The sequence below is a fragment of the Actinoplanes regularis genome (genome assembly GCF_900188005.1).
Classification (GTDB): Bacteria; Actinomycetota; Actinomycetes; order Mycobacteriales; family Micromonosporaceae; genus Actinoplanes; species Actinoplanes regularis.
The window spans coordinates 496279-509269 of the sequence record NZ_FZNR01000002.1 but is presented as its reverse complement, the minus strand read 5'-3'; the positions used below and the strand labels follow the sequence as shown (position 1 = coordinate 509269).

12 protein-coding genes are annotated in these 12991 nt (G+C 72.2%); 8 read left to right on the top strand and 4 right to left on the bottom strand.

Annotated elements, in window-relative coordinates; genetic code table 11:
- Nucleotides 1-61 precede the first annotated feature (61 nt).
- The 3 genes from typA to CHC09_RS07435 all read left to right on the top strand — a co-directional run bounded on the left by typA (nucleotide 62) and on the right by CHC09_RS07435 (nucleotide 3271).
- Entirely contained in the window at nucleotides 62-1924 is a 1863-nt protein-coding gene (gene typA, locus CHC09_RS07445; RefSeq protein ID WP_089292227.1) for a translational GTPase TypA, read from the top strand.
- Between the two features lie 131 nt (nucleotides 1925-2055).
- Nucleotides 2056-2568: a SigE family RNA polymerase sigma factor gene (locus CHC09_RS07440; RefSeq protein WP_089292226.1), complete on the top strand. Its 513-nt coding sequence runs from the start codon at nucleotides 2056-2058 to the stop codon at nucleotides 2566-2568.
- 16 nt (nucleotides 2569-2584) lie between these two features.
- Entirely contained in the window at nucleotides 2585-3271 is a 687-nt protein-coding gene (locus CHC09_RS07435; RefSeq protein WP_143232233.1) for a hypothetical protein, read from the top strand.
- Nucleotides 3272-3337: 66 nt separating this feature from the next.
- Here the strand turns inward: CHC09_RS07435 and CHC09_RS07430 are convergent, their stop codons facing one another.
- Nucleotides 3338-4441, bottom strand: coding sequence for an acyltransferase family protein (locus CHC09_RS07430; RefSeq protein WP_089292224.1), 1104 nt, complete (start codon nucleotides 4439-4441; stop codon nucleotides 3338-3340).
- Nucleotides 4438-5502 carry an alpha/beta hydrolase gene (locus CHC09_RS07425; RefSeq protein ID WP_203833054.1) on the bottom strand — a complete coding sequence of 355 codons (1065 nt, stop codon included), beginning with the start codon at nucleotides 5500-5502 and terminating at the stop codon, nucleotides 4438-4440. Before CHC09_RS07425 ends, CHC09_RS07430 begins: the two co-directional genes overlap by 4 nt.
- Before the next feature lie 122 nt (nucleotides 5503-5624).
- Here CHC09_RS07425 and CHC09_RS07420 point away from each other — a divergent pair, with 122 nt between their 5' ends.
- From CHC09_RS07420 to CHC09_RS07410, 3 genes are all read left to right on the top strand, one after another.
- Entirely contained in the window at nucleotides 5625-6761 is a 1137-nt protein-coding gene (locus tag CHC09_RS07420) for a sensor histidine kinase (RefSeq protein ID WP_089292222.1), read from the top strand.
- Complete coding sequence (locus CHC09_RS07415; protein ID WP_089292221.1) at nucleotides 6758-7477, top strand: response regulator; 720 nt, start codon at nucleotides 6758-6760, stop codon at nucleotides 7475-7477. The genes CHC09_RS07420 and CHC09_RS07415 overlap by 4 nt, the downstream gene beginning before the upstream one ends.
- A 95-nt stretch (nucleotides 7478-7572) precedes the next feature.
- Nucleotides 7573-8355, top strand: coding sequence for an FkbM family methyltransferase (locus tag CHC09_RS07410; RefSeq protein ID WP_179276972.1), 783 nt, complete (start codon nucleotides 7573-7575; stop codon nucleotides 8353-8355).
- Nucleotides 8356-8366: 11 nt separating this feature from the next.
- Here CHC09_RS07410 and CHC09_RS07405 read toward each other — a convergent pair whose 3' ends face one another.
- The gene (locus CHC09_RS07405; RefSeq protein ID WP_089292219.1) at nucleotides 8367-9011 is read right to left on the bottom strand and encodes an MBL fold metallo-hydrolase; all 645 of its coding nucleotides are present in this window, start codon (nucleotides 9009-9011) and stop codon (nucleotides 8367-8369) included.
- A gap of 18 nt (nucleotides 9012-9029) precedes the next feature.
- Nucleotides 9030-9743, bottom strand: coding sequence for a maleylpyruvate isomerase family mycothiol-dependent enzyme (locus CHC09_RS07400; protein WP_089292218.1), 714 nt, complete (start codon nucleotides 9741-9743; stop codon nucleotides 9030-9032).
- Nucleotides 9744-9953: 210 nt separating this feature from the next.
- On the opposite strand from CHC09_RS07400, the gene rsgA reads away from it, so the two are divergent.
- Nucleotides 9954-10985 carry a ribosome small subunit-dependent GTPase A gene (gene rsgA, locus CHC09_RS07395; RefSeq protein ID WP_089292217.1) on the top strand — a complete coding sequence of 344 codons (1032 nt, stop codon included), beginning with the start codon at nucleotides 9954-9956 and terminating at the stop codon, nucleotides 10983-10985.
- A gap of 147 nt (nucleotides 10986-11132) precedes the next feature.
- Nucleotides 11133-12926: a glycosyltransferase family protein gene (locus CHC09_RS07390; protein WP_089292216.1), complete on the top strand. Its 1794-nt coding sequence runs from the start codon at nucleotides 11133-11135 to the stop codon at nucleotides 12924-12926.
- Nucleotides 12927-12991 lie beyond the last annotated feature (65 nt).

Genomic DNA, 12991 nt, shown 5'->3' with positions numbered 1-12991 from the left:
TCAAGGTTCTGGACTTGACCCCGTGTCACCAACGGCAACCTGAATTGGGGACAATGGCGGTATGCAGACCCGCACCGACCTCCGCAATGTCGCCATCATCGCTCACGTCGACCATGGCAAAACCACCCTGGTCGACGCCATGCTCCGACAGGGCGGTCAGTCCCACGCGCGTGGAGAGATGGCCGACCGCGCCATGGACTCCATGGACCTGGAGCGGGAAAAGGGCATCACCATTCTCGCCAAGAACACCGCGATCAGCTACCAGCCGGCCGAGGGCGACCCGGTCACGATCAATATCATCGACACCCCCGGCCACGCCGACTTCGGCGGCGAGGTCGAGCGCGGCCTGACCATGGTCGACGGCGTGGTGCTGCTGGTCGACGCGTCCGAGGGCCCGCTGCCGCAGACCCGCTTCGTGCTCCGTAAGGCGTTGCAGGCCCGCCTGCCGATCATTCTGGTGATCAACAAGGTAGACCGGCCGGACGCCCGGATCAAGGAGGTGGTGGACGACACGTACGCCCTCTTCTTCGACCTGGACGCGGACGAGGACCAGATCGAGTTCCCGATCGTCTACGCCTGTGCCCGCGACGGCATCGCCTCGCTGAACCAGCCGGCCGACGGCGCCGTCCCGCAGGACAGCGCCGATCTGGAGCCGCTGTTCAGCACGATTCTGAACACCATCCCGGCCCCGACCTACAACGAGGACGCGCCGCTGCAGGCGCACGTGGTCAACCTGGACGCGTCGCCGTTCCTCGGCCGTCTCGCGCTCTGCCGGGTGCACGAGGGCACGATCCGCAAGGGCCAGACCGTGGCCTGGTGCAAGACCGACGGCACGGTCACCAACGTGCGCATCTCCGAGCTGCTGATGACCGAGGGCCTGGAGCGCAAGCCGGCCGAGAGCGCCGGCCCGGGCGACATCATGGCCGTCGCCGGCATCCCGGAGATCATGATCGGTGAGACCCTCGCCGACGCCGAGAACCCGAAGCCGCTGCCGCTGATCACCGTCGACGAGCCGGCCATCTCGATGGTCATCGGCACCAACACCTCGCCGCTGGTCGGCAAGGTCAAGGGCGCCAAGGTCACCGCCCGGATGGTCAAGGACCGCCTGGACAAGGAGCTGATCGGTAACGTCTCGCTCCGCGTTCTGAACACCGACCGCCCGGACGCCTGGGAGGTCCAGGGCCGTGGTGAGCTCGCGCTGGCCATCCTGGTCGAGCAGATGCGCCGGGAGTCCTACGAGCTGACCGTCGGCAAGCCGCAGGTGGTCACCAAGGTCGTCGACGGCAAGGTGCACGAGCCGGTCGAGCGGCTGACCATCGACGCGCCCGAGGAGTACATGGGCGCGATCACCACGCTGCTGGCCACCCGCAAGGGCCGGATGGAGCAGCTGACCAACCACGGCACCGGCTGGCTCCGGATGGAGTGGCTGGTCCCGGCGCGCGGCCTGATCGGCTTCCGCACCGAGTTCCTCACCGAGACCCGCGGCACCGGCATCATGCACCACCTCTACGAGGACCACGAGCCCTGGTTCGGCGAGCTCCGTACCCGTCAGAACGGGTCCCTGGTCGCCGACCGCGCCGGCGCGGTCACCGGGTTCGCGATGATCAACCTGCAGGAGCGCGGCCAGCTCTTCGTCGAGCCGAGCACCGAGGTGTACGAGGGCATGATCGTGGGTGAGAACTCCCGCGAGGACGACATGGACGTCAACATCACCAAGGAGAAGAAGCTCACCAACATGCGGGCCGCGAGCGCCGACAACACCGAGCGGCTGATCCCGCCGCGCAAGCTGTCGCTGGAGCAGGCCCTCGAGTTCTGCCGCGAGGACGAGTGCGTCGAGGTCACCCCGGCCGCCGTCCGAATCCGCAAGGTCGTCCTCGACCAGAACGCGCGTGGCCGGGCCGCCGCCCGCCGCAAGCACCAGTAACCCACCGCGGTTTCCGAAACGCCCCCGCCGGACGCCGGCGGGGGCGTTTCTGTTCCCGCGAAGAATTCCAGCGCGGTGCAACCCGCCGCGCGGCGGAGTCGTCAGGGAGGTGTGACAGTGAGGGAGGACTCGTGAGAAGCGAGCGTGACGAGCAGTTCCACCGCTTCGTGGTGTCCCGGAGATCCGGCCTGGTGCGCACCGCCACCCTGCTCACGGCGGGCGACGCCCACCTGGCAGAGGACCTGGTCCAGTCGGTGCTGACCAAGCTCTACGTCGCCTGGCCGGCATTCCGGCAGGCCGACAATCCGGAGGGTTACCTGCGCCGGGTCATGGTCAACGCGTTGACCGACGAACGGCGGCGCTGGTGGCGGCGGCGGGAGGAGTCGATGGCAGACGTGCCGGATCTTCCCGCGGCGGAGCCGGCCCGGCAGGGCGAAGTGGCGGACGGGCTGCGCGCGGCCCTGAAACAGCTGCCCCCACGGATGCGGGCGGCACTGGTCTTCCGTTACGTCTACGACCTCGACGTCGCTGACACCGCCGACGCCCTCGGATGCTCCGAGGGAACGGTGAAGAGCCAGACCTCCCGGGCCCTCGACCGGCTCCGGGTGGTCATCGGAGAGAACCCCGCGTTCGCCCACCGCTGAAGAGAGCATTTCGATGATGAATCTGCGTGATCAGCTTGCCGATCTGGCCGGAGAGCCGGCCGAACCCACTACCGTCCAGGCCGACGCCGACCTGGCCCGGGGCCGCGCCGCCCTGCGCCGCCGCCGGGGCCTGCGGGGCGCTGCCGGCTCGGCCCTCGTGGTCGCTGTCGCCGCGGCGGCCTTCGCGTTCACCACCACGGGCACCCCCACCGGCTCCGTCCCGACGGCCGGTGGAGCGCCCACCGCCACCACGGCCGATTCGTTCCGCCTGGTCGCCTACACCGGGGAGCAGCCCGCCGGCTTCTCCGTGGACAAGGTCCCGGCGGGTTGGGAGGTTCAGGGCATCACCGAGTACTCGCTGGTCCTGGGCCCGATCGGCGCCCAGCCCCGGAACAGCGCCGACCCGCAGGGCAACGTCGCCGACACCGATCCGGACAGCTTCGTCGGCAAGGTCGCGGTGATGCTCCAGTCGGTCGACGAGAAGGGAACGCCCGAGGGCGAGACCGTCAAGGTCGGCGATCAGAAGGGCATTCTGGTCAAGAAGGAGGGCGACAAGGACGGCCGGACGCTCTACGTTCCACAGCAGAACGGAGTCAACCTGCAGATCCAGGTCTGGGACGGGATCGGCTGGTCGGCCGACGAGATCGCCCAGTTCGCCGCGGGCATCCACGTGAACCCGAACGCGAAGCAGGGCCGGGGCTGATCGGGCGGTATTGACGTGACGCCGGATCCGGGTGCGCGATCGCCCGGGTCCGGCGCGGTGGTGCCCCTACCGGCCGGCCGGCTTCGGGCGCTCGAAGCGGTGGAACAGGCGGCAGAGGCCGGCCAGCGTGAGGCCGAAGACCGGCAACCAGAGGAGCCGGTACACCGGCCATGCGCCGTCCGGCGGGTCCAGCAGGCCGGGCAGCGGACCCGCGAGCAGACCTCCGAAGGTGACCAGCAGCAATGCCGTCTGATGCCAGCAGTACAGGGTCATCGCGGCGAGGTTGAGCACCGCGACCGGCGCCCAGACGGCCGGCCGCCGCAGCAGCCCGGCCAGCCCCGGCCGGACCAGCAGGAACACGCCGATCTGGACCGCCGCCAGGGCCAGCGCGAACAGGGACGGCGGGTCGAGGTTCGACCGGCCGGCACCGGGCACGCCCACCGCACTGGCCGGATAGCCGGCCAGGAGGACCAGGGCGGCCCCGGCGATCACGCCGGCCGGTGCCAGGACGAGCCCGGTCCGGCGTGGCAGGACGCCCTCGGCCAGTGCGATCCCCAGCAGGTAGGGCACCGCCCAGCCGACCGGCGCGGCGACCGGGGACGGCCAGGACACCCAGCCGGAGTCGCCGGCCGCGATGAGCGCGGCCAGGGGCAGGACCGGCCACGTTCGCCAGCGGATCACGGCCGCCCGTAGCAGCGGGGTGAGCGCGGTCAGCACCAGGTACACCAGCAGGAACCACATCGGGTGCGTGACCAGCGACCGGACCACGTGCCGGGTGCTCTCCGGCGCCCCGGTGACGCGGAGCAGCAGCAGGGCCGGCAGCCACACCGCGGCGAGCACCGCGACCGGCCGGACCAGCCGGGCGAACCGGGTGGTCAGCCAGGAGCCCGGCGGCCGGGACCGGAGGCCGCGCGCCGCCGCGTACCCGCCGGCGAAGAAGAACGGGCCCAGCGTCTGCAGGAACCAGGTCGCCGGGACCAGCGCCGGATGATCCGGCAGCGGGCTCGCGCCCTGCCAGACCGCCGGCCGCTCGGCCTCGCTGACCAGGGCGGAGACCAGCCAATGACCGAGAATCACACCCACGACGGCGTACGCCCGGAGCGCGTCGACCGTCCGGTCCCGGTCCACCGGGGTGGCCGCCCGCACCCGCGACCTCCAGCTCGCGATCATGACCGGGCGATCCGGGCCAGCTCGGCCAGTGAATCGGTGCCGGGCGCCAGGTAGTGATCGTGATCGGTCACGTCCGCGGTGGCGAACACCCGGGCGCCGAACCCTGGACGGGTCGGCGCGGTCCCGTGCCCGATGCCGAGCCACCGCACGCCCGGCACCCAGCGAACCCAGTCCCGAGCGCTCCGCCCGGCCCAGATCCGTGCGCCCGTGCCCAACTCAGCGGCGGTGCGCACACCCATTCCCGGGCTGCCGAACACCGCGAGGTCGGTCACCCGCGGGGACAGCCGCGCCGCGGCCCGGCCGATCACGGTCGATCCGTAGCTGTGCCCCAGCAGCGCGATCGTCGCCTCCGGGCGGACCGTCACCAGCCCGTCCACGAACCGGGCCAGCGCGACACCGCCCGCCTTGGCCAGGTCCTCCCGCTTGGCCTCGTCGACCCCCTGCGGGGTGTCGTAGCCGAGCCAGGCGATCACCGCGAACCGGCGGCCGGCGGGTGCCGCCGCGGTCATCGCCCGGTACAGGTCGGCGGCCTGGAGCGCGGGGGACCGGTACGACCGGCCGCCCACCCCGGACCAGAAGTTCGCCAGCCGATTGCTCATGCCGGGCACCAGGACGGCGATCCGGTCCGCCGCCGACAGGTCACCGAAGACCTGCGCGACCCGGCCCCGGCCCCGCGGGTCGAACAGCAGATAGTCGCCGCCGGGATCGGGATACGCCACGCCGGTCGCGCGCATGGACAACCGGTTCGCCGCGTAGCGCAGGGCCACCGGCGCGCCGTCCAGGTTGCCGAGCACCCGGGGATGCGCGGCGACCAGGGCGAGCCGCTCGGCGTGCCCGGCCGTGGACAGGAAGCGCCCCACCTCGGCGGGCGCGGCGGTCACCGGGTCCGGAAGGTGACGGTGGTCGGCACGCCACGCGGCGACTCCCGCCGGGGCCGCCGCCGGCGCGGTTCCCGGGGCGGCCAGCGCGGAGCCGGCCGAGGGGGCCACGACGACCGCCGTGACGGCCAGGAGGGTACGCAGGCGTCGGAACCGTCGCATTCGGACGGTGGCGTCAATCATGCCGTTCAACCTGCCGGGACCGCGGAGCCGTCACATCGGCCCGTGGATCACAGCGTCGGTAGCCCGTCGGCGTACGCCCGCGAGCCGATGTCCGGACCCGCCCGCCTGATTACGATCGCCGCATGTCCGTCCCTGTTCCCCGCCGTCCCGCCTGGCTGGCCTGGGCCGGCGGCCTGCTGTTCCCGATCGCGCTGTTCCTGGCCGCGACAGCGCCGGGCGGTGACCAGTCGCTGCGGGTGGCCCTGATCGGCTTGTCCATGCTGCTGCCGTTCGGCTTGCTCCGCCGAGCCCCGATCGCGGCCCTGCTGTCGATCCTGCTCGGCGGGGTCGCCGTGGTCCTGGTCCTGCACAACGAGTGGTATGGGCGGACCATCGCGGTCATCGCCGCCGTCGTGACCTACATCGCGGTGGGGTTCGTGGCATCGGCCCGGTCCCGGCGCGTCTCGATCCTCGCCGCGTTCCTGGCGGCCGGCGTTCAGGTGGCGCTCTCTCTGATCGATTGGTCCGGCACCGCGATGCCCTCGGTGTTCACGGTCGAGGTCATGGCGGTCGTCACGGCCTGGGTGATCGGCTATTCGGTCCGGCAGCGCCGCCGGTACGCGGCCGCCGAGCGGGAACAGGCCGAGGCCCGGGCGGTGCAGGCGGAGCGGTTGCGGATCGCGCGTGAGCTGCACGACCTGATCGCGCACAGCATCGGGGTGATCGCGGTTCAGGCAGGGGTCGGTCGCCGGGTGATCGACACCCAGCCCGCCGAGGCGCGCAACTCGCTGGCCACGATCGAGGAGACCAGCCGGGAGACGCTGGCCGCGCTGCGCCGGATCCTCGGCTCGCTGCGCCGCTCCGATCCCGGACCTGGCACGGCACCGCTGGACCCGGCGCCCGGGCTGGCGGACCTGGACGGCCTCGTCGGCCGGACCGCCGACGCCGGCGTCCAGGTCGGCCTGCACCGGCACGGCGATCCGGGGCCGCTGCCGCCCGACATCGACCTGTCCGCGTTCCGGGTCATCCAGGAGGCGGTGACCAACGTGATCCGGCATGCCGGCACCGGCCGGTGCGACGTGACCGTCGACCGGCGGCCGGGCGAGCTCTCCATCGAGATCACCGACGACGGGCGGGGTGGCGAGCCGGGCCCCGGCTACGGCATCCCGGGCATGCGGGAACGGGTCAGCCTGTTGAACGGTGAGTTCAGCGCCGGTCCCGGGCCGGTGGGCGGGTTCCGGGTCGCCGCCCGGATCCCGATCCCCGTGGAGGCGCGATGAGCGTCCGGGTGCTGCTCGCCGACGACCAGCCGCTGATCCGCAGTGGGCTGCGGGTGCTCATCGCCGACACCGGCGACCTGAGCGTCGTCGGTGAGGCGGGCACGGGTGCCGAGGCCGTGCGGCTGGCCAGGGAGCATCGGCCCGACGTGATCGTGATGGACATCCGGATGCCGGTGATGGACGGCATCGAGGCGACCCGGCATCTCATGGCGGGCCCGGACCCGGCCCGGGTGCTCATTCTCACCACCTTCGACGACGACGAGTACGTGTACGCCGCGCTGCGGGCCGGCGCCAGCGGCTTCCTTGTCAAGGACATGGCCCTGGACGACATCCTCGGAGCCATCCGGGTCGTCGCCGCCGGTGACGCGCTGATCGCCCCGAGCGTCACCCGGCGGCTGATCGAGCAGTTCACCGCCCAGTCGCCGAGCCGGGATGCCGGGTCGCGGGGCCGGGACGCCGGGTCCCCGGGCCGGGCGGCCCGGGGGTCCGAGCCGGCCGCGCCCTCGCGGTCGGTCGCCGGCATCACCGAGCGGGAGCAGGAGGTGCTCACCCTGGTCGGCCGGGGCAGGTCGAACGCGGAGATCGCCGCCGACCTGCACATCAGCCCGGCCACCGCCAAGGCGCACGTGGCGCGCCTCTTCACCAAGCTGGACGCCCGTGACCGGGTGCAACTGGTGATCATCGCCTACGAGGCGGGTCTGGTCTCAGCGGGATGAGCCCACGGGTGTAAGCCCGCGAGCCGATGTGCGCGGGCCGCCGGTTGCCTACGGTCACAGCTCCCACCCCACGATCCGTGACCTCGGGAGAACTCATGCTCCGCCTCGACCGGCCGGCCCTGACCAACGCGGTGACCAGCGCGCTGTCCCGGCACACCCGGTATCTCGACACCGAACTGCACACCCTGCGCGGCCTGGTCCGCCCGGGCGACGTCTGCGTGGACGTGGGTTCGGCCGCCGGCCTCTACAGCCAGGCGTTGTCGCACCTGGTCGGAGCGGGCGGGGTGGTGCACAGCGTCGAGCCGCTGACCTTCTCCCACCCGTTCTGGTCCCGGGTCCTCGGCGCCCGGCGGCGCGGCAACGTCCACCACCACGCGGCGGCGCTGGGCGCCGAGCCGGGCCGGGCCGCGATGCGGGTGCCGTTCGGCTCGCGGGGCCCGGCCACCAGCCGGTCCTTTCTCGACTGGGAGAGCCACGGGGTGGGTTCCAACGACGAGTACGACCTGCACGCGGACCTGCTCGTCGACGTGCTGACCCTGGACGGCCTCTGCGCCACCGAGCGGTTGACCCGCCTGGACTTTGTCAAGATCGACGTGGAGGGTGGCGAACTGCACGTCCTGACCGGCGGAGCGGAGACCATCGCCCGGTTCCGGCCCACCATGCTCATCGAGATCGAGGCCCGGCACACCGCGCGCTACGAGTACTCACCCGACGACGTGGTCTCCTGGCTGACCACTCGCGGATATTCCATGTACGCCTGGCAGCGCGGCTGGAAGGCGACCGAGCGGGTGTGCGCGCACGCCAACAACTATCTCTTCCGGCCGGTGCCCGGATCCCGCCCCGGCACCGGCGACAACCCCTCGCCCGCCCAACGCTGAGGGAGACGGCGTCACCAGCCGCGCTCGCGCCACTCGGCCAGGTGTGGGCGCTCGGCGCCGAGTGTGGAGTCCTTGCCGTGGCCCGGGTAGAACCAGGTGTCGTCCGGGAACCGGTCGAAGAGCTTGTGCTCCACGTCGTTGATCAGCGACTCGAAGTCCGTCTTGACACCGCGGGTGTTGCCGACCCCACCGGGGAAGAGGCTGTCGCCGGTGAACAGGTGGACGCGGCCGCCGCCGGGCTCCTGGTAGGCCAGCACCACCGAGCCGGGCGTGTGACCGACCACATGGATCACCTCCAGGGTGTGCTCGCCGATCTCGATCACATCGCCGTCCCGCAGGGTGCCGGTGACCACCGGCAGCGAGCCGGCGTCGGCGGCGTGGGCCAGCGACCTCGCGCCGGTCGCCTTCACCACGTCGTCCAGGGCGAACCAGTGGTCCCGGTGCTGGTGCGTGGTCACCACCGTCCGCAGGCCCGCGTCGCCGATCAGTTTCAGCAGCTCGGGGGCGTCGTTCGCGGCGTCGATCAGCAACTGCTCGGAGCCGGCGCGCAACAGGTAGGCGTTGTTGTCCATGGGGCCGACCGACACCTTGGTCAGGGTGAGCCCGCCACCGAGATCACGGGTGCCGGGCGCCTCGCCGGTGTATTCCTGGGTCATTTCCACCTCCGGAGAGAGTCACTTCCACCGAGCGGGCTGGGGGAGCTCGCCGTCGGGTGAGACGGTCAGGTCGGCGCCGTCGGCCCGGCCGGCCAGCCACGCCGCGATCGAGCGGGTCGGGCCGCCGATCGCCGGGGCCTCGGCCGCGCCGGAGGGCGAGCCGATCACCAGTGGATGGTCCACTCCGGCCGGGTGCAGCACCATCGCCGGGGCCGAGGCCGGCAGGTCGCCGGCGATCTCCCGGAGCAGCCGCAGGGCGAACGCGTCGGACCAGTCCACCGGCGTGTAGCCCCGGCCCAGGTCGACGTGGTGCACCTCGACCTCGCGCAGCCGGGCCCACGGCACGACGGCCGCGGAGGGGACGACCGCCGGGAACCGGAACGTCCAGGCGGTGGCCGGCATGGCGGCGGCCGCGTCGGCGAACCGCTCGTGGGCGGCGCGGAGGTCGGCGATCTGCTCGGCGAGAGGCCGGCCGGCGCCGGCCTCGATGCCGGCGGTCCGCGCCTCGACCGACGCGTACGGCGGGGTCTCGACGCCGGTGCGCGCCCAGGTCAGCAGGTTGGTGTAGGCGTCGGCGTTACGCGCGACGTGGGTGAGGACGTGCCCCACCGTCCAGCCGGGCAGTGCGGACGGCTCGCCGATCACCGAGTCGTCCAGCCCCTCGGCGGTCCGCAGCAACGCCTCGGTGGCCTGCTCAACGTCGGTCATCAGGACCAGCGGGTCGATCGTCACGGAACGACCCTAGCCGGTCCCGGGCACTTCGCCGGGCTCTGTCCACAGGCCCGCGGAATTCACTTTCGCGGCGCTGAGGGTGACCGTACCGTCGACCCGAGACGCGCCGCTTTGATCGAACCCGCGGAGGAGGTGAGGCACGTGCTGTCCGTTGTTGTCGCGTCCCTTCACCCGGGGGCCTCCGCCCCCTCTCGACCGTAAAGGGTTCCCATGTCATTCGACCTGTCCCAGCTCGGCTGGGACGACACGTTCACATCCTCGTACCGTCCTTATGACCGCCCCGACACCGTCCCCGGACGGGTGTTGCGCGCCGATCGCGGGATCAGCACGGTGCTCACCGCCGGCGGCGTGACCCGCGCCAGTCTCGGTGGCAACGCGCTGCTCGAGGCCGCCCGCGACCCCGCCCTGCTGCCCTGCGCCGGCGACTGGGTGGTGCTGCGCAACTGGCCCGACCGCCGGGTCACGCTCGAGCTGGTGCTGCCCCGGCGCACCAGGCTGATCCGGCGCACCGCCGACAAGGACGCCTCCGGCCAGGTGCTGGCCGCCAACATGGACACCGTCGCGGTGGTCGAGCCGATCTTCCCGGAGCCGAACGACGCTCGCGTCGAGCGGCTGCTCGCCCTCGCCTGGGAGTCCGGCGCCGACCCTGTGCTGGTGCTCACCAAGAGCGACACCGTCCGCGACCCCGAAGCGGTGGCCCGGCAACTCGCCGCCCTGGCCCCCGACGTCCCGGTGATACCGGTCAGCGTCCAACGCGGCGCCGGCCTCGACCGGCTACGGGAACTGGTCGCCCCGGGCCGCACGCTGGCCCTGCTCGGCCGCTCCGGCGCTGGCAAGTCGACCCTGGCGAACGCGCTGGCCGGGACGGCGGTGATGCCGGTGCAGGCGATCCGGGACGCCGACGGCAAGGGCCGGCACACGACTGCGTGGCGAAATCTGATCACCGTCCCGGGCGGCGGCTGCGTGGTCGACACCCCGGGCATCCGCGGGGTCGGTCTGCTCGACACCGGGTCCGGGCTGGACCGGGCGTTCGCCGACGTGATCGAGCTGGCCGATCGTTGCCGCTTCGACAACTGCCGTCACGAGTCCGAGCCGGGGTGCGCCGTCCAGAGCGCGCTCGCCGACGGCCTGCTGCCGCCGCGCCGCCTGGCGAGCTGGCGCAAGCTGCACCGCGAGGTCGCGGTGGAGAGCCGGCGGCGCTCGGTCCGGCTGGCGACGGCCCCACGCCGAAGGCACAACTGAGATGAAACCCGCTTTCCGGTACGACCGTGGCGGCATCCGGCAGCCCGGGGTGCGTACCGGAAAGCGGGTCTGAAAAGCGCAAGCGGGCCGGACCGCCCGCCCCCGGGGTTTGGGTGATTACCAGGGGGCTCTGGCAGAATCCGCCCGATGCAAGCGGCGGAAGAGATGCTCGAAAAGCAGGATGAGACGGTCGCCACAGTGGCCCGGACCGGGTTCACGGGGTGGCGGCGGTTCGACCTCTGGGTGCTGCTGAGCTTCCTGGCGCTCGCCGTGTTCGTGATGATCCGCCTCTGGATCGATCCGAACGGTCGCGTCCTCGACGGCAACGACGACGACCACGGCATCTTCCTGTTCATGCTGGCCCACGGCGAGCGGGTGGTCTTCGACGGCGCCTCGCCGTTCTTCGAGAGCCGGTTGAACGCGCCGGTCGGCGTGAACATGATGGCGAACACCGCGATCCTGGCGCTGAGCCTGCCGCTCGCCCCGGTCACCCACTTCCTGGGCGCCGGCGTCTCGGTCGCGTTGGTGCTCACCCTCGGCCTGGCCGGCACCGCGGCGGCCTGGTACTGGCTGTTCGCCCGTCACCTGGTCCGCAGCCGACCGGCGGCGGTGCTCGGCGCGCTCTGGTGCGGCTTCGCGCCGACGATGATCTCGCACGCCAACGGGCACCTGAACTTCGTCAACCAGTACCTGGTGCCCCTGATCGTGTGGCAGGTGCTGCGGCTGCGCGAGCCGGGCCGGGCGGTGCGCGGCGGGATCGTCCTCGGGCTCCTGATCGTGCTGCAGATCTTCATCAACGAGGAGACGCTGCTCTTCATCGCGCTCACCCTGGCCGTCTTCGTGGCGTCCTACGCCGTCCTGCGGCCGCAGGAGGTGCGCGAGGTGGCCCGCCGGTTCCTGGCCGGGCTCGGGGTCGCCGCCGGGACCTCGCTGGTGCTCGCCGGCTACCCGCTGTGGTACCAGTTCTTCGCTCCCGGCAACTACCACGGGCAGCCCTTCAAGCCGGACGAGTTCGTCACCGACCTGCTCTCGGTGGCCGCCTACCCGCGGCAGGCGGTGGCCGGGGTCGACTCGGTGGCCGAGCGACTGAGCGTGAGCGCCACCGAGGACAACACGTTCTTCGGCCCGTTCGGTCTCTTGATGATCATCGTGTCGGCGCGGATGCTCTGGCGTTCGGCGGCCGCCCGGTCCGCGGTGATCGCCGGGCTGGTGCTGCTGGTCGTCTCGATGGGCCCGCAGCTGCGGGTCGCCGGCGTGCGCACCTCTATCCCGCTGCCGTTCGCGCTGGTCAGCCACCTGCCGGTGATCGACCTGGTGAGCGTCACCCGGTTCGCCATGGTGCCGGCGACGATCGCCGGGATCCTGCTGGCGCTGGCCGCCGACCGGGTGGGGGAGCTCACCGCGGTGCGCCGCCGGTGGTTCGGGATCGGCATGGCGCTCGCGCTGGTCCCGCTCTTCCCGAAGCCGCTGCCGGTCGTCCAGGGCGACCCGCTGCCCGCCTTCCTGACCGCCGGGACCTGGAAGCAGTACGTGCCGGAGGGCCGGACGCTGGTGCCGGTGCCGATGCCGGACGTCACGGTCGGGCGGGCCGCGCAGCGCTGGGCGACCCTGGAGAACCTGGACTTCGCGGTGCCGCGCGGCTACTTCATGGGCCCGGCCGACCCGCCCGGCGATGACACCGGGTCGTGGCGCGCGCCACACCGGTTCACCTCCGAACTGCTCACCCGGATCCAGGAGACCGGCCGGCGCCCGGAGTTGACCGCGGCCGACCGCGGGAAGATCGCCGAGGACCTGGCGTACTGGCGGGCGGCGGTCGTGGTGCTGGTGCCGCAGGCCCAGAACGCCGCGGTGCTGCGGGCCACGCTGGTCGACGCGCTGGGGGAGTCCCGGGTCGTCGGCGGGGTGGAGATCTGGGTCGTGGGGGATCACCCGCGGGAGTGAGGTTCCAAGGTCCGTTCTGCGGGAATGTCCGCCATGTGGGAGGCGCTGCACCTAGGCCGGCGAAA

Coding starts and splice junctions, on each gene's coding strand:
- CHC09_RS07410 (WP_179276972.1), top strand. CDS start 7,573: ATGCTCCGCCTCGACCGGCCGGCCCTGACCAACGCGGTGACCAGCGCG.
- CHC09_RS07405 (WP_089292219.1), bottom strand. CDS start 9,011: ATGACCCAGGAATACACCGGCGAGGCGCCCGGCACCCGTGATCTCGGT.
- rsgA (WP_089292217.1), top strand. CDS start 9,954: ATGTCATTCGACCTGTCCCAGCTCGGCTGGGACGACACGTTCACATCC.
- CHC09_RS07425 (WP_203833054.1), bottom strand. CDS start 5,502: ATGATTGACGCCACCGTCCGAATGCGACGGTTCCGACGCCTGCGTACC.
- CHC09_RS07390 (WP_089292216.1), top strand. CDS start 11,133: ATGCAAGCGGCGGAAGAGATGCTCGAAAAGCAGGATGAGACGGTCGCC.
- CHC09_RS07435 (WP_143232233.1), top strand. CDS start 2,585: ATGAATCTGCGTGATCAGCTTGCCGATCTGGCCGGAGAGCCGGCCGAA.
- CHC09_RS07430 (WP_089292224.1), bottom strand. CDS start 4,441: ATGATCGCGAGCTGGAGGTCGCGGGTGCGGGCGGCCACCCCGGTGGAC.
- CHC09_RS07415 (WP_089292221.1), top strand. CDS start 6,758: ATGAGCGTCCGGGTGCTGCTCGCCGACGACCAGCCGCTGATCCGCAGT.
- typA (WP_089292227.1), top strand. CDS start 62: ATGCAGACCCGCACCGACCTCCGCAATGTCGCCATCATCGCTCACGTC.
- CHC09_RS07420 (WP_089292222.1), top strand. CDS start 5,625: ATGTCCGTCCCTGTTCCCCGCCGTCCCGCCTGGCTGGCCTGGGCCGGC.